The organism is Streptomyces sp. NPDC034086 (assembly GCF_055575515.1).
In genome coordinates this window covers 112,449-131,677 of sequence record NZ_JBVISM010000009.1, presented here as the reverse complement: position 1 = coordinate 131,677, position 19,229 = coordinate 112,449, and the positions used below count along the sequence as shown (strand labels likewise).

Annotated in this window: 14 protein-coding genes; 7 read left to right on the top strand and 7 right to left on the bottom strand. The window is 73.1% G+C overall.

Annotation, left to right across the window (positions count from 1 at the left end):
* Window position 1 precedes the first annotated feature (1 nt).
* Window positions 2-331 carry a hypothetical protein gene (locus tag ACZ514_RS21255; protein WP_468165640.1) on the bottom strand — a complete coding sequence of 110 codons (330 nt, stop codon included), beginning with the start codon at window positions 329-331 and terminating at the stop codon, window positions 2-4.
* A gap of 203 nt (window positions 332-534) precedes the next feature.
* Entirely contained in the window at window positions 535-990 is a 456-nt protein-coding gene (locus ACZ514_RS21250; RefSeq protein ID WP_469125388.1) for a GNAT family N-acetyltransferase, read from the bottom strand.
* Window positions 991-1,232: 242 nt separating this feature from the next.
* Between ACZ514_RS21250 and ACZ514_RS21245 the strand changes: the two genes are divergently transcribed.
* From ACZ514_RS21245 to ACZ514_RS21235, 3 genes are all read left to right on the top strand, one after another.
* Window positions 1,233-2,678 (top strand): glyceraldehyde-3-phosphate dehydrogenase, encoded by a 1,446-nt coding sequence (locus ACZ514_RS21245; RefSeq protein WP_468165644.1) that lies wholly within the window; start codon window positions 1,233-1,235, stop codon window positions 2,676-2,678.
* A 76-nt stretch (window positions 2,679-2,754) separates the two neighbouring features.
* Window positions 2,755-3,111, top strand: a complete 357-nt coding sequence (locus ACZ514_RS21240; protein ID WP_468165646.1) for a zinc ribbon domain-containing protein YjdM — start codon at window positions 2,755-2,757, stop codon at window positions 3,109-3,111.
* A 224-nt stretch (window positions 3,112-3,335) separates the two neighbouring features.
* Window positions 3,336-4,283: a DMT family transporter gene (locus tag ACZ514_RS21235; protein ID WP_469125387.1), complete on the top strand. Its 948-nt coding sequence runs from the start codon at window positions 3,336-3,338 to the stop codon at window positions 4,281-4,283.
* On the opposite strand, the gene ACZ514_RS21230 is transcribed toward ACZ514_RS21235, so the two are convergent.
* A complete protein-coding gene (locus ACZ514_RS21230; protein ID WP_469125386.1) occupies window positions 4,280-5,677 on the bottom strand; it encodes an STM4012 family radical SAM protein in 1,398 nt (465 codons plus the stop codon). The genes ACZ514_RS21235 and ACZ514_RS21230 overlap by 4 nt on opposite strands.
* Window positions 5,678-5,919: 242 nt before the next feature.
* Here ACZ514_RS21230 and ACZ514_RS21225 point away from each other — a divergent pair, with 242 nt between their 5' ends.
* Entirely contained in the window at window positions 5,920-7,113 is a 1,194-nt protein-coding gene (locus ACZ514_RS21225; RefSeq protein ID WP_469125385.1) for a DUF1152 domain-containing protein, read from the top strand.
* Between the two features lie 9 nt (window positions 7,114-7,122).
* Window positions 7,123-9,111, top strand: coding sequence for a DNA helicase RecQ (gene recQ / locus ACZ514_RS21220; protein WP_469125384.1), 1,989 nt, complete (start codon window positions 7,123-7,125; stop codon window positions 9,109-9,111).
* 479 nt (window positions 9,112-9,590) lie between these two features.
* Here the strand turns inward: recQ and ACZ514_RS21215 are convergent, their stop codons facing one another.
* Complete coding sequence (locus ACZ514_RS21215) at window positions 9,591-11,972, bottom strand: ATP-binding cassette domain-containing protein (RefSeq protein WP_468165657.1); 2,382 nt, start codon at window positions 11,970-11,972, stop codon at window positions 9,591-9,593.
* Between the two features lie 470 nt (window positions 11,973-12,442).
* Between ACZ514_RS21215 and ACZ514_RS21210 the strand changes: the two genes are divergently transcribed.
* On the top strand, window positions 12,443-13,384 hold the full coding sequence (locus ACZ514_RS21210; protein ID WP_469125383.1) for an NAD-dependent epimerase/dehydratase family protein: 942 nt from the start codon (window positions 12,443-12,445) through the stop codon (window positions 13,382-13,384).
* Window positions 13,381-16,719, top strand: coding sequence for an aminotransferase class I/II-fold pyridoxal phosphate-dependent enzyme (locus ACZ514_RS21205; protein ID WP_469125431.1), 3,339 nt, complete (start codon window positions 13,381-13,383; stop codon window positions 16,717-16,719). Before ACZ514_RS21210 ends, ACZ514_RS21205 begins: the two co-directional genes overlap by 4 nt.
* Window positions 16,720-16,726: 7 nt before the next feature.
* Here ACZ514_RS21205 and ACZ514_RS21200 read toward each other — a convergent pair whose 3' ends face one another.
* From ACZ514_RS21200 to ACZ514_RS21190, 3 genes are all read right to left on the bottom strand, one after another.
* The gene (locus ACZ514_RS21200) at window positions 16,727-17,299 is read right to left on the bottom strand and encodes a toxin (RefSeq protein WP_468165661.1); all 573 of its coding nucleotides are present in this window, start codon (window positions 17,297-17,299) and stop codon (window positions 16,727-16,729) included.
* Window positions 17,296-17,748: a helix-turn-helix domain-containing protein gene (locus ACZ514_RS21195; RefSeq protein WP_468165663.1), complete on the bottom strand. Its 453-nt coding sequence runs from the start codon at window positions 17,746-17,748 to the stop codon at window positions 17,296-17,298. Before ACZ514_RS21195 ends, ACZ514_RS21200 begins: the two co-directional genes overlap by 4 nt.
* A gap of 306 nt (window positions 17,749-18,054) precedes the next feature.
* Complete coding sequence (locus ACZ514_RS21190; protein ID WP_468165665.1) at window positions 18,055-19,209, bottom strand: MAB_1171c family putative transporter; 1,155 nt, start codon at window positions 19,207-19,209, stop codon at window positions 18,055-18,057.
* Between the last annotated feature and the right edge of the window lie 20 nt (window positions 19,210-19,229).

Sequence of the window (19,229 nt, the reverse complement as noted above, 5' to 3'; positions counted from 1 at the left end):
GTCAGTCCCCGAATCCGCTGCACTCGGTCAGTTCGCCGCCCTGGCGGACGCTGTACTCGGCGGGCGTCACGTTCAGGATCTGGAAGCCGCCGTTCTGGGCGATCTCGATCGTCCCGCCGAACCCGGCCGAGCCGTGGACGTAGGCCGGACCAGGGGTGAAGCCACCGCCGGACAGGTGCACCTTCCCGTTGTCGAGGACGCCGGAGACCGAGCACGTCGCCGTCGGGGCGGCCGCCGGCTCCCGGGGGACCGCCGCGAGAGCGGCGGGGGCGGTGAGGAACGAAGCGGCCACGAGGGGGCCGATGGCGAGGAGGCGGGTACGCGGGGTCATGGGTCTTCCTTACCGGTAGGGCCGCCGGCGTCCGCCCGAACCGGGGAGCCCGGCCGTACGGGAAGCCGTCCGGGAGCCGTCCGGGAGCCGGCCCCGCTGTCCGGGACCGGGACGCGACGGGCGCGGGTACCGCCTCCCCATCGTCCCTCCTCCCCCTCCGCGGCGCCCCCGGACGGAGCACCGCACGGGTTCCGCAGGGAAGATCAACGGCCGGGTGCCATGTCGTAGGTGACCCACATGGTCCGCGCCGCCACCCGGTCGTACATGGACCGCGCCCGGTGGTTGTCGTCGGCGGTGATCCAGCGCACCACGCTCCAGCCGCGTTCGGCGGCGAGCTCGCGCAGGGCCCCGAGCAGCAGGTCCGCGGCTCCGGACCCGCGGTGCTCCGGGGCCACGAACAGGTCGTCCAGGAAGCAGCCGACGGTAGCGGACAGCGGCCGGGCGAACGGCCGGTAGTGCGCCAGCCCCAGCAGCCGGCCCCCGGCGTCCTCGGCGACCAGGGCGTTCACCTCGTGCCCGGGGTCGTTGACCCACGCCCACACCGTGCCGGCGGCCTCCTCCGTCTGCTCCACCCGGTAGAACTCGGCGTAGCCCCGGTACAGGGCGCGCCACTGGGCGAAGTCCCCGGGCCGGACGGCGCGGACCTTGATGTCGGACATGTGCGGCAGCTCCTGGGATCGGCGGACCGGAGGACCGGAGGACCGGTGGACCGGCGGCCGACGCAACGTACCAACCCGCCACCGGGCCCGTACCTGTCCACGGAGGTGCCCCGCCCACCCGCGTTTTCTCCACGGCGGAGGGTTCGGTCCGGGCCGCCGGGGCGGTCGGACGGTCCCCCTTGAAGGAACGATCCGGCGGGGGGTTAGCATATGAGCGCCGCCTAGCTCGAAAGATAAAGTCTGTGACTGTCAACGAGGACTCGTTCGCCAACTGGAAGACCCGCGAGGAGATCGCGGAGTCGATGATCCCCCTCATCGGGAAGCTGCACCGGGAACGGGACGTCACGATCCTGCTCCACAGCCGCTCCCTGGTGAACAAGTCGGTCGTGAGCATTCTCAAGGCCCACCGCTTCGCCCGGCAGATCGACGGCGAGGAGCTGTCGGTCACCGAGACGATGCCGTTCCTCCAGGCCCTCACCGCCCTCGACCTGGGCCCGTCCCAGATCGACATCGGCATGCTCGCCGCCACGTACAAGACCGACGACCGCGGTCTGTCGGTCGAGGACTTCACCGCCGAGGCCGTCGTCGGCGCCACCGGCGAGAACAAGATCGAGCGCCGGGAGGGACGCGACGTCGTCCTCTACGGCTTCGGCCGCATCGGCCGCCTCGTCGCCCGCCTGCTCATCGAGAAGGCCGGCTCCGGCAACGGTCTGCGCCTGCGCGCGATCGTCGTGCGCGGTGGCGGCGACCAGGACCTGGTGAAGCGCGCCTCCCTGCTGCGCCGCGACTCCATCCACGGCCAGTTCCAGGGCACCATCACGGTGGACGAGGCGACGAGCACCATCCTCGCCAACGGCAACACCATCAAGGTGATCTACGCGAACGACCCGTCCGAGGTCGACTACACCGAGTACGGCATCAACGACGCCATCCTCATCGACAACACGGGCAAGTGGCGCGACCGCGAGGGCCTCTCCAAGCACCTGCGCCCCGGCATCGACAAGGTCGTCCTGACGGCCCCCGGCAAGGGCGACGTCCCCAACATCGTCCACGGCGTCAACCACGACACCATCAAGCCGGACGAGCGGGTCCTGTCCTGCGCCTCCTGCACCACCAACGCGATCGTCCCGCCGCTGAAGGCGATGGACGACGAGTACGGTGTGCTCCGCGGCCACGTCGAGACCGTCCACTCGTTCACCAACGACCAGAACCTGCTGGACAACTACCACAAGGCCGACCGCCGCGGCCGCTCCGCGCCGCTCAACATGGTCATCACCGAGACCGGCGCCGCCTCCGCCGTCGCCAAGGCGCTGCCCGACCTCAAGGCCCCGATCACCGGCAGCTCGATCCGCGTCCCCGTCCCGGACGTCTCGATCGCCATCCTGAGCCTGCGCCTCGGCCGGGAGACCACCCGCGAGGAGGTCCTCGAGTACCTCCGCGGCGTCTCGCTGCACTCGCCGCTCAAGCGCCAGATCGACTTCACCACCGCTCCCGACGCCGTCTCCATGGACTTCGTCGGCTCGCGCCACTCCTCGATCGTCGACGCCGGCGCGACCAAGGTCGACGGCGACAACGCGATCCTCTACCTCTGGTACGACAACGAGTTCGGCTACTCGTGCCAGGTGATCCGCGTCGTCCAGCACGTCTCCGGGGTGGAGTACCCGACCTACCCGGTCCCGCAGGTCTGATCCCGCCCACCCGCGTGATCCGGTGCCCCGCCGACGGCCGTCGGCGGGGCACCGCCGCGTTGCCTAGACTGACCGGGTGACCGAGAACGCCCTTCCCCCCTGTCCTGAATGCTCCGGCGCGTACGCCTACGAGATGGGCGCCCTCCTCGTCTGCCCGGAGTGCGGCCACGAATGGCCCGCCGCGGCCGGCGAGACCGGCGACGCCCCCGAGGAGCGGGTCGTCAAGGACTCGGTCGGCAACGTGCTCGCGGACGGCGACACCGTGACCGTGGTGAAGGGCCTGAAGGTCAAGGGCCACCCGACCGGGATCAAGGCGGGCACCAAGGTGCGCAACATCCGGCTCGTCGACGGGGTCGACGGTCACGACATCGACTGCAGGATCGAGGGCTTCGGCTCCATGCAGCTCAAGTCGGGCGTCGTGAGGAAGGGCTGATGTCCGACTGACGCCGTGCCCCGCCGCTCCTCGCTCCGCCCCCGCCCCCGCCCCCGTCCGCGCCGCCGTGGCCGGGGGCGTCGCCGTCCGCGCCTGACCGGCGGCCCGCGTGACCGCGCCTTTGTGCGAAGACACGGAGCGGGCCGTGCGCCGGAGGGAAATCCCATGGATTCCCCCAGTGGGTCCGGAGGATCCCGCCCCGGTACGTTCGCCGGGTTCTGCACGTGGCGGAGGGGGAAGTCGTGGGAGCGGTGGCGTCCGTACTGGCGGCGGCGGTGCTGTGGGGGACGGTGGGGCCCGCACAGCTGTGGGCGGACGCGGGCGTGCATCCGGTGTCGCTCGGAGCGTGCCGGATGCTGCTGGGCGGATTCGTGCTCAGTCTGCTCACGGTGCGTCCGGCGGGGCTGCGCTCCCTGCGCGGGCCCGGAACGGGCCGCTGGCTCGGGCTGAGCGTGCTGGTGACGGCCGCCTTCCAGGTCTGCTTCCTCCAGGCGGTGGAACGCGGCGGGGCGGCCCTGGCGACGGCCGTCACCTTCGGGACCGTGCCCGTGGCCGGCGGGCTGTGCGCCCGCCGGCTCTCCGGTGAGCGGCTCACCCGCCGCTGGCTGTGGGGGACGGGCTGCGCCGTGCCGGGCATCGCGCTGTTGCTGCTGCCCGGCAGCGGGGCGCGCGCCGATCTGCCGGGCGTGGCCTTCGGCGTGGTGGCCGGGGCGAGCTTCGGCGTGTACATCGCCGCGTCGAAGCGACTGGCCGCGGCGGGCGCGGACCTCGGCGCGGCGGCCCCGGTGAGCGTGCTCTGCGCGGGACTGCTGGTCTCGCCGTACCTGCTGGTGGCTCCGGAGGGGCTGGCCACCGGCCGCTCGCTCGCCCTGATCGGCTGGCTGGGCCTGGGCACCACCGCCCTCGGCTACCTGCTGTTCACCCGGGGCGTCGGCCGGCTCAGCGCCGCCACGACGGGGACGCTGAGCCTGACCGAGCCGCTGGTGGCGACGGTGCTGGGGGTCGCGGTGCTGGGTGAGCGGCCCGGGCCGCCGGCGGCGGCCGGCGCGGCGCTGATGCTGCTCGGGCTGGTCCTCGTATCCCTGCCGGAGCGGCACCGGGCCCCCGCACGGCCGTCGCGGCCGGCACCGTCCTCACGGCCGTCGCCGCCCTCACGGCGGGAGCCGGTCTAGCGGTCGTGGTAGGCGGTCATGTTCGTCCGGACGCGGTCCGAGAAGAACATCGGGCCTATCGCGTCGGCCCAGGCCATGCCGTCCGGGGTCAGGCCCAGCGTGCCTCCCTTCTCCCGCAGCCAGTTCCGCTTCAGCAGGAAGTCGAGCTGGGGCCCGAAATCGTCCTCGAAGCGCGTCGCGAAACGCTGCTCGTAGGCGCCGGTGCGCAGGCCCGTCGACTCCAGCAGGTGCTGGAGGACGTACATCCGGCGCCGCTCGCCGTCGTCCATCGCGAACGCCCACTGCGCGCGCCGGAACCGCTCCGTCGGAGTGGCGATGTAGTCGTCGATGATCCGCCGCACCTCCGGCACCGCGACCGCGTAGTCGGTGGTGTAGTGCAGGCCGGTGGTGAAGGAGCGGGCGCCGACGCCCAGGCCGACCATGCCGGCCTGCTGGTTGTACTCGCTGATGCCGCTGCCGTCGGTGTCGTCGGCGGCGGCCGTGCCGGAGCGGCGGAAGACCCGCATGGAGGTCTGCTCGTACCCGGCGGACAGCAGGTGGTCACGGCCGTAGCGGTAGAGCCGCAGCCGCTGGTCGTTCCAGTCCTGGAGGGTCGTGGCGTGGCGCGTGCTCAGCCCGGTCAGCGGGCGCACGTACAGCGGGTAGAGGTAGATCTCCTCCGGCTCCCAGGCGAGGGCGGCGTCGAGGGAGATCCTGAAGGTGCGCTCGGTCTGGCCGTCGATGCCGTAGATGAGGTCGATGTTGAGGATCGGGAACCGCGCCTCCTTGAGGCGGGCGAGGGAGGCCTCGACCTCGGCCCGCTTCTGGGGCCGTACCGCCGCGCGGGCCTCCTCGTCGACGAAGCTCTGCACACCGATGCTCAGCCGGGTCGCGCCGCGTTCGGCGAGTACGGCGATCCGGTCGGCGGTCGCGGTCGCGGGGGAGGTCTCCACGGACCAGGAGGCGGCCTTGAGGTCGGCCCCCATGATGTTCTCGCTGATGTCGCAGAGGCGGGTGAGTTCGTCCGCGGTGAGGTAGGTGGGGGTGCCGCCGCCGAACGCGGCGAGGGTGAAGCGGATCGGCTCGCCCTTGGCCTCCAGCGCCTCACGGGTCACGCGTGCCTGCCGCTCCAGGGTGGCGAGGAAGCCGCCGGTGACCTCCTCGGGGGCTCCGGTGCGGGTGAAGAGGTTGCAGAAGCCGCAGCGCATCTCGCAGAAGGGGACGTGCGCGTAGAGGGAGAGCGCGTCGAGGCGCTCCCCGGCCCACAGGTCGCTGAGCAGCGGCCCGTTCTCGAGCAGGCGGTACGCCTTCTGGTGCGGGTAGGCGTACACGTACTGCTCGTACGGGGTTTCGGGATCCGGGTCGGAGGAGGAGCCCGGGAAGGCCGGCGTCGGCAGCAGAACAGGCGTCGTCATGACGGGAATCGGCTTTCTCTCGGAAGGGAACTCACGCGAATGACGTCACTCTTGGTGACAGGGCGTCACCTTAGGTTCACCCCGGGGCCGTTTTCTGTAGTGCAATTCCCATGAACCGGCTTTCGGTGTGTAGAGCTTCATATGCACTTTTTGTGGAAGCCGGGGTTCCGTACCGGAACGGCCCGGTATGGGAATCCGCCGCACTCGCGGCGGCACCCTGTGCTGGGGTATCCGTGTCCGGCATGGAGAGCGCGAAGCACACGAAGAACACGAGGGACACGAGGGACACGAGGGACCAGGAGGGCGCGCGGAGACTCCTCGTCGCCGCCGGCGGGGGCGGTGACGCGATCACCGCCGCCATGGTCCACGCCGCCCTGCACGGTGCGGACACACCGGCCCTCGTCCTGACCTACGCGTGGGAGCGGCTGGTCGTCGACCCCGTCCCCGGGCCCCGGCGCACCACCGACTTCCGCGGCACCGAGTCCGTCGCGCCGGACCTCGCCCTGGTCACTCCCGCGACGCGGCCCGCCGCCCCGGCCGGCTCCCTGCTCCCGCGCCTGTCCGGCGAACTGCGGCCGCGGCTCGGCCTGCTGGACCCCTACGGCGGCACGATCGGCCTGACCCGCCAGATCGCGGCGGCCGCCCGCTGGTGCCGGGCCGACCGCATCGACCTCGTCGACGTGGGCGGCGACATCGTGGCGCGGGGCGACGAGCCCACCCTGCGCAGCCCGCTCGGCGACGCCCTCGCCGTCGCCGCCTGCGCGGGCACGGGACTCCCGGTCCGCGTGTACGTGGCCGGGCCCGGGCTCGACAACGAGGTCCCCCCGGCCGCCCTGCTGCCACGGCTCGGCGAGCCGGCCTTCACCCTCGGCGCCGCGCACACCGAGCCCGTGAACGGGGTCTTCGACTGGCACCCCTCCGAGGCCGGCGCCCTGCTGGTCGCCGCCGCCCGCGGGGTGCGCGGGGTCTGCGGCACGCGCGACGCACCCCGGCCCATATGCCTGGACGGCCGGGCCGCCGGTGTCCACCGGCTCACCCTGGACCGGGTCCTCGCCCTCAGCCCCCTCGCCCGGGCGCTGGCCGGCACCCGCGGCCTGGAGGAAGCCGAGGAGGCATCCCGCGCCGTGTGCGGCTTCTCGGAGATCGAGCGGGAGCGCCGGCGCGCGGCCGCCCTGCCCCCCGCCCCGCCCGCGCCGCGCCCGGACCGGGACCCCGCCCGGGTCGGGGCCCGCTTCGCCGCCTGGGAGCGCGCGACGCGGGCGGACGGAGTCGCGTACGTCACCACCCGCAGGATCACCGAGGAGCTCGGGCTGAGCCCCGGGGAGGCCCGCGGCCTGTTCGCGGCCCTGGGCGACCGCCGCACCGGGCCGCTGTGGCGGCTGGGCCCGGCCGCCGGCGACCGCGGGCGGGACGGGGGTGTCGGCGGGGGCCGCTAGGCTTCTCGGATGGCCCTTCCGGACGCTTCCCCCGAGATCTCCGACTCCCTGCGGGTACTGCACCGCGTGTTCGGATACAGCTCCTTCCGCGGCGAGCAGGAGCAGATCATCGAGCAGGTCGCCGGGGGCGGCGACGCCCTCGTGCTGATGCCGACCGGCGGCGGCAAGTCGCTCTGCTACCAGATCCCGGCCCTCGTCAGGGACGGCACGGGCATCGTGATCTCCCCGCTGATCGCGCTCATGCAGGACCAGGTGGACGCGCTGACCGCCCTCGGGGTACGGGCCGGATTCCTCAACTCCACGCAGGACCCGTACCAGCGGCAGGCCGTCGAGCAGGCCTTCCTCGCCGACGAGCTGGACCTGCTCTACCTGGCGCCCGAGCGGCTGCGCACCGAGGGCACCCAGCGGCTGCTCGACCGGGGCAGGGTGTCCCTGTTCGCGATCGACGAGGCGCACTGCGTCGCCCAGTGGGGCCATGACTTCCGGCCCGACTACCTGGCCCTGTCGATGCTGCACGAGCGGTGGCCGAAGGTGCCGCGGATCGCCCTCACCGCGACCGCCACCGAGGCCACCCACGCCGAGATCGCGGCGCGGCTGGGCCTGGAGGACGCCCGGCACTTCGTCGCCAGCTTCGACCGGCCGAACATCCAGTACCGCATCGTCGCCAAGGACAAGCCGCTGGCGCAGCTGCTGGAGCTGATCAGGACCGAGCACGACGGGGACGCCGGCGTCGTCTACTGCCTGTCGCGGGCCTCGGTGGAGAAGACCGCCGCCTTCCTGGTGGAGCAGGGCATCGACGCCGTGGCGTACCACGCCGGCATGGACGCCCGTACGCGCGCCGCGAACCAGTCGCGCTTCCTGCGGGAGGACGGGGTCGTGGTGGTGGCCACGATCGCCTTCGGCATGGGCATCGACAAGCCGGACGTGCGCTTCGTGGCCCACCTGGACCTGCCGAAGTCGGTCGAGGGCTACTACCAGGAGACCGGCCGCGCCGGCCGCGACGGCGAACCGGCCACCGCCTGGCTGGCGTACGGGCTCCAGGACGTCGTCCAGCAGCGCAAGCTCATCGACGGCTCCGAGGGCGACGAGAACCACCGCCGCTCCCTGGCCGCCCACCTCGACGCCATGCTGGCGCTGTGCGAGACCGTCGACTGCCGGCGCGTCCGGCTGCTCGCGTACTTCGGGCAGACCGGCGAGCCCTGCGGCAACTGCGACACCTGCCTGACGCCCGCCGAGTCCTGGGACGGGACGGTCGCCGCGCAGAAGCTGCTGTCCACGGTGTGGCGGCTGGCGCGGGAACGGCGCCAGAAGTTCGGGGCCGGCCAGATCATCGACATCCTCCAGGGCAAGAAGACGGCCAAGGTCATCCAGTTCGACCACGACGCCCTGTCGGTGTTCGGGATCGGCGCGGACCTGAGCACCGCCGAGTGGCGCGGGGTCGTGCGCCAGCTGCTGGCGCTGGGCCTGCTGGCGGTCGAGGGCGACTACGGCACCCTCGTGCTGACCGACGCCAGCGGCGAGGTGCTGGGCGGGCGCCGCACCGTCCAGATGCGCAAGGAGAAGGCGCCGGCCGCCCCGTCCCGCAAGGAGTCCGGCTCGCGCTCCGGCAAGAGCGCCCGGGTACCGGTCGACCTGCCCGCCGCCGCCGTCCCGGTCTTCGAGGCCCTGCGCGCCTGGCGGGCCGCGACGGCCCGCGAGCAGGGCGTCCCGGCGTACGTCGTCTTCCACGACGCCACGCTCCGGGAGATCGCCACGCGCCTGCCCGGCACGGTCGGGGAACTGGCCGGCGTCGGCGGGGTCGGCGAGGCCAAGCTCACCAAGTACGGCGAAGGGGTCCTCGAAGCCCTGGCCGGCTTCGGCGCGGCACCGTCCGCGCCCGCCCCGCTCCCGGCCGCGGCGGATGCCGCCGCCGAGCCCCCGCCGGCCCAGGAGCCGCCGTACGGCGAGGAGCCGCCCTACGACCTGGACGAGGACCCGCCCTGGGACGACTGGCGCTGAGCCCCGTCGTCACGGTCCCGCCCGGCCCGCGGAGCCCGGCGACGTGAACGCCGCTGTGGCCCCGGGTCACCGCACGGGTCAGGAGCAGGCCAGGCAGCCGCACCCCCGTCATGTTCATGGCGGAGTTGTGCGCACCGGGCTCGGTGACCGGCCCGCGGACGGCCCCCTCCCGGCCGGGGCGGCCCGTTCCCGCGCCGGGACGGGCACGTCAGGGCCGCGTCAAAGATCGGTCCGCTTGTGCGAAGGGGGCGTCAGGACGTGCCCCCGGAGGAGCCGGCCGGGCACAGACTGGTGGGGCGACGGAGCCGGCCGACGGCCGACGGCGCGCCGGCCGGAGCACGGTCCACCGTGGGGGTAAGACCGTGTGCCGGGGCCGCGCGCCGTTTCCGGTCGCACCACAAGGGCCGTCCGGCCTCCGGTATGGGGATACCGGCGACCGGACGGCCCGGTGCTCGCGCGGGCCCGGAACGGGCGCCCGTTCAGACGCCCGCGTAGGCCGCGAGGTGTTCCGCGGTGAGGGTGGAACCGGCGGCGACGAGGTCGGCGGGCGTGCCCTCGAAGACGATCCGGCCGCCGTCGTGTCCGGCGCCGGGACCGAGGTCGATGATCCAGTCCGCGTGCGCCATGACCGCCGGGTGGTGCTCGACGACGATCACGGACTTCCCGGAGTCGACCAGCCGGTCGAGCAGGCCGAGGAGCTGCTCCACGTCGGCCAGGTGCAGGCCGGTCGTCGGCTCGTCCAGAACGTAGACCCCGCCCTTGTCGGCCATGTGCGTGGCCAGCTTCAGCCGCTGCCGCTCGCCGCCGGACAGCGTGGTGAGCGGCTGGCCGAGGGTCAGGTAGCCGAGCCCGACGTCCGAGAGCCGCCCGAGGACGCGGTGCGCGGCCGGGACGCGGGCCTCGCCGGACCCGAAGAACTCCTCGGCCTCCCTCACCGGCATCGCCAGCACCTCGCTGATGTCCCGGCCCCCGAGGCGGTAGTCCAGCACGGACGCCTGGTAGCGCTTCCCCTCGCAGTCCTCGCAGGTGGAGGAGACGCCGGCCATCATCCCCAGGTCCGTGAAGACCACCCCGGCGCCGTTGCAGGCCGGGCAGGCGCCCTCGGAGTTGGCGCTGAACAGGGCCGGCTTCACGCCGTTGGCCTTGGCGAACGCCGAGCGGACCGGGTCGAGCAGCCCCGTGTACGTCGCCGGGTTGCTCCGGCGCGAGCCGCGGATCGGGCCCTGGTCGACGCGGACCACGCCCTCCTCCGCGGGGATCGACCCGTGCACGAGCGAGCTCTTGCCGGAGCCGGCCACCCCGGTGACCACCACCAGCACCCCGAGCGGGACGTCCACGTCGACCCCGCGCAGGTTGTGCGCGTCCGCCCCGCGGATCTCCAGGGCGCCCGAGGGCTCGCGTACGGCCTTCTTCAGACCGGTGCGGTCGCCCAGGTGGCGGCCGGTGACCGTGCCGGAGGCCCGCAGCCCCTCCACGGAGCCCTCGAAGCAGACCGTGCCGCCCGCCGTACCCGCACCGGGGCCGAGGTCGACGACGTGGTCGGCGATCGCGATCGTCTGCGGCTTGTGCTCCACGACCAGCACCGTGTTGCCCTTGTCGCGCAGCCGCAGCAGGAGTTCGTTCATCCGCTGGATGTCGTGGGGGTGCAGCCCCGTGGTGGGCTCGTCGAAGACGTAGGTGACATCGGTGAGCGCGGAGCCGAGGTGGCGGACCATCTTGACGCGCTGCGCCTCGCCGCCCGAGAGGGTGCCCGCCGGGCGGTCGAGCGCGAGGTAGCCGAGACCGATCTCCACGAAGGAGTCCAGGGTGTGCCGGAGCTTTTCCAGCAGCGGTGCCACCGACGGCTCGTCCAGGCCGCGGACCCACGCGGCCAGGTCGCTGATCTGCATGGCGCAGGCGTCGGCGATGCTGATCCGCCCGATCTTCGAGGACCGGGCCTCGGCCGTGAGCCGGGTGCCCTCGCACTCGGGGCAGGTGGCGAAGGCCGTGGCCCGCTCCACGAACGCCCGGATGTGCGGCTGGAGCGCGTCGACGTCCTTGGACAGCATCGACTTCTGGATCTTCGGGATCAGCCCCTCGTAGGTGAGGTTGATGCCGTCGACCTTGATCTTCGTCGGCTCCTTGTGGAGGAGGTCGTCCAGTTCCCTCCGGGTGTACTCGCGGATCGGCTTGTCCGGGTCGAAGAAGCCGCAGCCGCCGAAGATCCGGCCGTACCAGCCGTCCATGCTGTAGCCGGGGACCGTGAGCGCGCCCTCGTTGAGGGACTTCGAGTCGTCGTAGAGCTGGGTCAGGTCGATGTCGGAGACGCTGCCGCGGCCCTCGCAGCGCGGACACATGCCGCCGGTGCGGTTGAAGGTCGCCCTGACCGTCTTCTTGGAGCCCTTCTCGACGGTGATCGCCCCGCTCGCCCGGACCGAGGGCACGTTGAAGGCGTACGCGCCGGGCGGGCCGACGTGCGGATCGCCGAGGCGGCTGAAGAGGATGCGCAGCATCGCGTTGGCATCGGTGGCGGTGCCGACGGTGGAGCGCGGATCGGCGCCCATCCGCTGCTGGTCGACGATGATGGCCGTCGTCAGCCCTTCCAGTACGTCGGCCTCCGGCCGCGCCAGCGTGGGCATGAAGCCCTGCACGAAGGCGCTGTAGGTCTCGTTGATCATCCGCTGGGACTCGGCGGCGATCGTGTCGAACACCAGCGAGCTCTTGCCCGAGCCCGAGACGCCCGTGAACACGGTCAGCCGGCGCTTGGGGATCTCGATGTCGACGTCCTTGAGGTTGTTCACGCGCGCGCCGTGCACGCGGATCAGACCGTGGCTGTCGGCGATGTGGGGCGCGGGCGACCGCGTGTCCGTCCTCTTGGCCATGCTCTTCGTGTCTCCATCGTTCGGTCCGGCCGCTTCCGAGCAGTATGTCCGCTCCGGCTGCGCCGGTGCGGCCTGGCCGCCGCACCGTCCGGGAGCCACGCTATGCGGGGTCCGGGCCCCGGCGCTTCTCGATTCCTGACCGGCCGGCCACCCGATCCGCCGCCGGGGCCGCACCGGATCCGCCGCCGGGGCCGCACCGGGTCCGCCGCCGGGGCCGCACCGGGTCCGCCGCCGGGGCCGCACCGGGTCCGCCGCCGGGTCCGCCGAGGGTCCCCGGTCTCCGTACGGCCCCACCGGCACGTACGGGCCGGCGCCACGGGGAAGGCCCCCCCCATCCGCGGGGGCGCTCGTTCCGCAGCGCAAAGCCCGCCCCAACGGCGGGGAGCGCAGGGCTGCTTCCGGCCAAACGGACCGGTGCGACCCGGCGCGGACCTGCCGGGCGGCGGCACCCCTCGCGCTAGTGTGCGTACGTGAACTCTCATGTCGTCATAGGCTTCGGGCCCGCCGGAGCCGCCACCGCTCGGCTGCTCGCCGAACGGGGCCACTCAGTCAAGGTCGTCACCGCCTCGGGCCGGGCTCCGGAGCCCGGCATCGAGCACGTCGCACTGGACGCCCGGGACACCGGGCGGCTGACGGAGGTGACGCGCGGCGCGGCCGCGCTCTACCACTGCGCCGCACCGCCCTACCACCGCTGGGCCGGTGAATGGCCGGCGCTGGTCGCGTCGGTGTGCGCGGCCGCCGAAGCCAGCGGTGCGGTTCTGGTCATGCTCGGCAACCTCTACGGGTACGGCCCGGTGGACGTCCCCATGACGGAGGACCTGCCGCTCGCCGCGACCGGTCCCAAGGGGCGGGTCCGCGCGGCCGGCTGGGAGCGGGCGCGCGCGCTCCACGAACAGGGCCGCGTCAAGGCCGTCGAGGTACGGGCCTCCGACTTCTTCGGACCCGGCGTCACCGACGGCGGGCACCTGGCCGCCCGGGTGGTTCCCCCGCTGCTGCGCGGCAAGCCGGTCTCCGCCCTCGGCGACCCCGACGCCCCGCACAGCTGGACCTACCTCCCCGACGTGGCCAGGGCCCTGGCCGAGGTCGCGGGCGAGGAGCGGGCCTGGGGCCGGGCCTGGCACGTGCCGACCGAGCCCCCGCTGTCCGTCCGGGAGATGGCCGGCCGGCTGGCCGCCGAGGCGGGAACCGGCCCCGTCACCGTACGCGGGCTTCCTCCCGCCGTCCTGGGCGTCGGGTCGCTCTTCTCCCCGCTGCTGCGCGAGCTCAAGGAGATCCGCTACCAGTTCGACCGCCCGTTCGTCGTCGACGCGAGCGCCTACGAAGCCGCGTTCACCGAGCGGGCCACCCCCGTCGAGGAGCAGGTCAAGGCCACGGTGGCGTGGTGGCGCGAGCGGCTGGCGGCCGGCCGATGACCGCGCCGGCCACGGTGACCCGCGACGACATAGCCGTCGTCGGCATGGCGTGCAGGTTCCCCGGCGCCCGCGACGTCAACCAGTACTGGCGGCTCCTGACCGACCCGCACCCCCAGTTCTCCCCGATACCCGACTCGCGGTGGCGTACCGCCGCCTTCCTCAGCGACGACTTCCGCGACACCTCGGCGGCCTACACCGACACCATGGCCCTGCTGCCGGACGTGGACCGTTTCGACGCCGCCCACTACGGCATCCCGCCGCGCCGGGCCAGGGCGATGGACCCCCAGCACCGCCTGCTGATCGACCTCGCCCGCGAGGCCCTCCAGGACGCGGGATGGGAGGCGGACGGCTTCGACCGCGAGGAGACCTCGGTCATCACGGCGCTCACCGAGAGCGGCTACCGCCAGCTCAGCACCATGCGGCTGCGGATGCGCCAGCTGGCCGGGGGCGAGTTCGGGGCGCGGGCGGCCGGCCCCGGCTGGCACGAGACGGTCCGCGCGGTCGACGGGCTGCACGGCACCTCCGCCGCCGGACTGCTGCTCAACATGGGCCCCAACACCGTCAGTTCCGTCTTCGACCTGCACGGCGAGAGCTACGCCCTCGACTCCGCCTGCTCCGGCGGCCTCATGGCCGTGGCCAACGCCGTGTACGCGCTGCGCGCCGGCCGCTCCCGCATCGCGCTCGCCGGCGGCGCCCAACTGGTCCTCACCCCCGACCTGCTGGTGGGGCTGTGCCGGATCGGCGCCATCTCGCGCAGCGGCCGGTGCCTGCCCTTCGGGGCGAAGGCCGACGGGTTCGTCCTGGGCGAGGGCGCCGGCGTCCTGGTCCTGCGGCCGCTCTCCGACGCCCTGGCCGCCGGCGACCGCGTCTACGCGGTGATCCGCGGCGTGGGCACGGCCAACGACGGGACCGTGCAGGGCGGGATGCACCCCCAGGCCGCCGGCCAGCTGCGGGCCCTGCGCCGCGCCTACCGCGACGCGGACCTGGCGCCGGACGCGGTGGGCTACCTGGAGGCGCACGGCACCGGCACTACGGTGGGCGACCCCGTCGAGCTCGCCGTCCTGCGCGAACTGCGCGGCGAGCAGGCACCGCCGGCCTACCTCGGGGCGGTGAAGGCGGTGGTCGGGCACTCGCTGAACTCCGCCGGCATGGCGGGGCTGATCAAGTCGGTACTGGCCGTGCACCGGGGAGTCATCCCCCCGCAGCCGGAGTTCCAGCCGGCCGACGCCTCCCTGCTCGACGGCGCGCGGCTGACCGTCCCCACGGCGCCGGTCCGCTGGCCGCAGGGCGGCGGACCGCGGCGGGCCGGGGTGAGCGCCTTCGGCTTCGGCGGCACCGGCGTCCACATGGTGGTGGAGGAGGCCCCCGCGCCGGCGGCACGCACCGCGCGGGCGGAGGGCCCGCACGTGCTGGTGCTCACCGCCCGCGACCGGGCGGGGCTGGCCCGCCACGCGCGGGAACTGGCCCAGGTCATCGCCGAGGACCGGCCGGAACCGGCCGCGGTGGCGGACACCCTGGCCCGCCGCGCCCCCCTCGGGGAACGCCTCACCCTGGTGGTGGAGGACACCGCCGACGCCGTGGCGCGCCTGACCGAGGCCGCCGCGGGCATGGAGGCGGGCCGTACGGAAGACCCCGTCGCGCGGCCGCTCCCCGTGTCCCGGGAGCGCGTACCCCCGTGCACGCTGCCGCCGAGCCCCCTCGCCCCGCGCCGCCACTGGGCGGTGGACGAGTCGGCGCGCGAGCTGTCCGGTCCGGAAGCGCCCGTGGACGCGTACGGGGACGCGTACGGGGCGGACCGGCCGGAAGCGGGCCGGGCGACCGCGTCCGGCGGCGGCTCCGTCGCGACCGCCGTGCTCGAGGAGGTGTCGCGGGCCGGCGTCTTCCCGCTCTCCGACCTGCACCCCGGCATGACGCTCGTGGCCGACCTCGGCTTCGACTCCCTCATGCTGCAGGAGCTGGAGGTCACCATCGGGCGGCGCGTGCCGGGCTTCCGGACCGAGGAGCTCTTCTCGGCCGGCCTCACCATCGGCCGGCTGATCGCGCTGGCCCGCGGTGATGAGGACGGCACGGCGGCGCCCGCCCCCGCCACGGAACCGGGTCCCGTCGAAGCGCCGCCGGCCTGGAGCGCCGACTCCGCCGACATCGACCGGTTCCCCGAGGTGGCCCGGTTCGAGGAGCGGCTCGAGGCGGTCACCGGCAGCACGCGGGGCTCCCCGTACTTCCGCGTCCACGAGGGCACCATCTCCGACACCACGGTCATCGGGGGCCGCCCGTACCTGTCCTTCGGCAGCTACAACTACCTCGGCGTCTCCGGCCATCCGGCGGTCAACGAGGCCGTGCACGAGGCCGTGGACCGCTACGGCACCTCGGTCTCGGCGAGCCGGGTGCTCTCCGGCGAACGGGACCTCACCGTCCGCCTGGAACGGGCGCTGGCGGACTTCCTCGGCGTCGGGGACTGCCTGGCGCTGGTGAGCGGCCACGCCACCAACGTCACCGCCATCGGCCACCTCGTCGGCCCCGGGGACCTCGTGGTGCACGACGCGCTCGCCCACGACAGCATCCTTCAGGGCTGCGCCCTGTCCGGTGCCGCCCGGCGGCCCTTCGAGCACAACGACATGGGCCGGCTCGAGCAGATGCTGAGGCTCAACCGGTCCCGGTTCCGGCGGGTCCTGATCGCCGTGGAGGGCGCGTACAGCATGGACGGCGACCTCGTCGACCTGCCCGCCGTGATCGAGCTGAAGAAGCGCTACGGAGCCCTGCTGATGGTGGACGAGGCGCACAGCATCGGCACGGTGGGCGAACGCGGCCGCGGGGTCGGCGAGTTCTTCGGTGTCGACCGCTCCGACGTGGACCTGTGGATGGGCACCCTCTCCAAGGCCTTCGCCAGCTGCGGCGGTTATCTCGGCGGCTCCGCCCGGATGGTGCGCTGGCTGCGCCACACGCTCCCCGGCTTCGTCTACAGCGTGGGCCTGACCCCGGCCAACGCGGCGGCGGCGCTGGCCGCCACCGAGCTGATCGCCGCCCAGCCCGAGCGGGTGCGGGCGCTGAGACGCAACTCCGCGCTCTTCCTCGGCCTCGCCGGCGCGGCCGGTCTGGCCACGGGCTCCAGCGCCGGAACGCCGATCGTGCCGTGCGTCCTGGGGGACTCGGCGAAGACGCTGCGCGTGGCGGGCGGTCTCTTCGGGCGGGGGGTCGTCGCCGATCCGATCTTCCACCCCGCCGTGGAGGAGGGGCTGTCGCGGCTGCGCTTCTTCATCACCAGCGAGCACCGCGAGGACGACATCCGGCGCGCGGTCGCCCTGCTGGCCGAGGAGGTGGCGTCCGCCGGCGGCTGAGCCCATCTCAGATCAGGGTGCGCTCGATGCGGCTGAGCGTGGCGCTCTTGGCGGGACGGTCGCCCTCCGGCGCGTCCGCGTCGGTGCCGTCCCGCTGTTCGGCGCCGCCCATCCGCTGGGAGAGCAGGTAGGCGATGATCTCCGCTTCCTGCTCCTGGACGTCGTCATAGGTCGCGCGCAGGAGCATGTCGCGCACGATGTCGGGGTCGAGGTCGGGGAAGAGGAGGCGGGCCGCCGCCTCGTCCAGTCCGCCGGCCCCGCGGTGGCAGCAGATGATGTGGCCCAGCTCGTGCAAGATGATGTGCTCCTGATGCGCGCTGGTGGTGTTGGCGTCGTAGAAGATCAGGTCCTCGTCGCGGGCGGCGACCCACATGCCGCAGGGGTGCGACGAGGGCATCTGCATCGGGACCAGGATGATGGGGCGGTCGCGGACCTCGCCGAGGTGGCGGCAGAGCTCGGCCACGTCGGGGGCCTCGGGGAGGTCGAGTTCGGCGATCCGCCGGGCGCCGGCCTTCCGGAGCTTCTTGAGCCGGCTGCGGCGGTCGTGGTCGGCGGCCCGCTCCTTCCAGGTGCCCCTCATTCGGGTTCGCCGGAGTCGGTGACGGGGGGAAGGCCCTGCAACTGCCGGTACTGGTCCATGATGGCCGTGATGGCCTGGAGGTTCTCCTTCTTCATCCCCGCCGCCCGCATCGCCACGGCGCGCACCCCGGACTGCCGCAGCGCCTCGATGGCGGCGACCTGGCTGAGCACGGACTCGGCGACCTTGTCGTCGAAGAAGTAGGCGACCGAGACGCCGAAGAAGCGGGCGAGGGCCGCCAGCAGGTCGGGCGAGGGGTTGGAGCGCTTGCCCGTCCGCAGCTGCGACAGGTACACGCCGCCGACCTTGAGTTCGGGGTTGGCCCGCTTGAGTTCCTCCGCCACCTCGGCATTGGTCCAGTGCTTGCCCTTGGGGCGAACGGTCTTGAAGAGGTCGTCGAGGCGCACTGCGAGCAGGGGCCGGTCGCCGGCCTCGGTCTCGGTCTCGGTCATTGGTGATCCTTCCTCCCGTCACCTCCTCGGTATAGCCATTGGCTATACGTCAGTTTCACAGATTAGCGGTCAGTTGACAATTGGGCTGGACTCCGCCAACGTTGGGTCTCGCCGATAGCTGGCAGTTAACTCGACTCACGGGGGTTCGTCGGTTGGCTTGCCGGTGAAAAACGGACTGGCCCGGCCCTCGGGGGATGGGCCGGGCCAGTCCGGGCGGTGTCCGCCCGTCCCGCCCCGTGCGGAGACGGGGGGCAACGGGGGAGCTGCCCGCCCGGTTTGACGGGGGATGCAAACCGGGCGGGAGCTTCAACTCGCGGTGCCGAGCTTACTGTAGGCGGCCGCTACTTGGGTGAGCCATGCCACCTCCGCCGTGAAGTTGTCGGTGTCGCGGTCGTCGAAATCGCCGGCGTCCTTGTTGTCGTGAGGGACCGTCCCGTTCCGCTTGGCGAGCAGAGCCTGCTTGATCTGCGCCGCCTCCGTGAAGGCCTGCCGCGACTCCTCACTCGCCTCCTGGCCCGGCCCCCCGGCACCCGGTGCAGTGCGGTCGATGTAGGGGCGCAGATCGCGCCATCCGTCGCGTATCTCGACGACCCGGCGGTGGAGGCGGTAGTCCATCTCCGAGACCGAGGCGCCCGGCGGCTCCAGCGCGATGTCCGGGGAGGACTCGTACAGGTCCCGCCACAGCGGGTAGAGGGCACGGTAGGACCGGTAGCTGCGCGCCCAGCCCAGGAGTCTGGTGGCCGAGGGGCCCCAGGAGGAGTTGGTGAGGCTCAGCGAGAGGATCACGATCCCCGCCGCGCTGAAGACGTTCGACGCGAGCTTCCAGACGCCGATGTCGATCCCCGCCGCCGCCGTCAGGATGTTGACGGTCCGGGCCGAGCAGTACAGGAAGAGGACCACCGCGGCGACGCGGAGCATCCGCAGCGCCTGCCGCAGCGAGGCGTTGTCGGTCATCCGGGCGTAGGGACCGCACTGGCGGAAGATCGTGACGCACGGGACGGCCTGCGACACGATGAAGGCCAGGAGGTACGTGAGGACCAGCGGCTGGCCGCTGCCCGTGTCGAAGTCCGACGACGGCCGGCCCGGGCCGTCGGCGAGCAGGAAGAGCGCGACGAGGAGCACGTTCAGGCCGATGCCGGTGATCGTCCACCGGCGGGCCCTGCGGACCGCCTCCTCGTCGGCGTCCGCCCACTTCAGCAGGATGATCTGCGAGCTGACGCAGAAGGCGACCGCCGCCAGGTGCATGAGGAGGATGGCGAGGTTGCCCACACCGAGGAAGCTGCCGCCGCCCATGGCGACGGCGCCCATCGTGAAGGTCAGGCACTGGAGCAGCAGGGTGGTGATCAGCGCGCGGTAGGAGCTGTCCTTCCAGCTGCGCCGCGCCTGGCACAGCCGGTAGACGAGCGCCGCGTACGACGACAGGGCGGCTATGACGAAGCAGAGGGTTCTGGTGGTGTTCACGTCCTGGATTTTCTGCGGGT

Coding starts and splice junctions, on each gene's coding strand:
- ACZ514_RS21255 (WP_468165640.1), bottom strand. CDS start 331: ATGACCCCGCGTACCCGCCTCCTCGCCATCGGCCCCCTCGTGGCCGCT.
- ACZ514_RS21215 (WP_468165657.1), bottom strand. CDS start 11,972: ATGGCCAAGAGGACGGACACGCGGTCGCCCGCGCCCCACATCGCCGAC.
- ACZ514_RS21225 (WP_469125385.1), top strand. CDS start 5,920: ATGGAGAGCGCGAAGCACACGAAGAACACGAGGGACACGAGGGACACG.
- ACZ514_RS21195 (WP_468165663.1), bottom strand. CDS start 17,748: ATGACCGAGACCGAGACCGAGGCCGGCGACCGGCCCCTGCTCGCAGTG.
- ACZ514_RS21205 (WP_469125431.1), top strand. CDS start 13,381: ATGACCGCGCCGGCCACGGTGACCCGCGACGACATAGCCGTCGTCGGC.
- recQ (WP_469125384.1), top strand. CDS start 7,123: ATGGCCCTTCCGGACGCTTCCCCCGAGATCTCCGACTCCCTGCGGGTA.
- ACZ514_RS21200 (WP_468165661.1), bottom strand. CDS start 17,299: ATGAGGGGCACCTGGAAGGAGCGGGCCGCCGACCACGACCGCCGCAGC.
- ACZ514_RS21230 (WP_469125386.1), bottom strand. CDS start 5,677: ATGACGACGCCTGTTCTGCTGCCGACGCCGGCCTTCCCGGGCTCCTCC.
- ACZ514_RS21250 (WP_469125388.1), bottom strand. CDS start 990: ATGTCCGACATCAAGGTCCGCGCCGTCCGGCCCGGGGACTTCGCCCAG.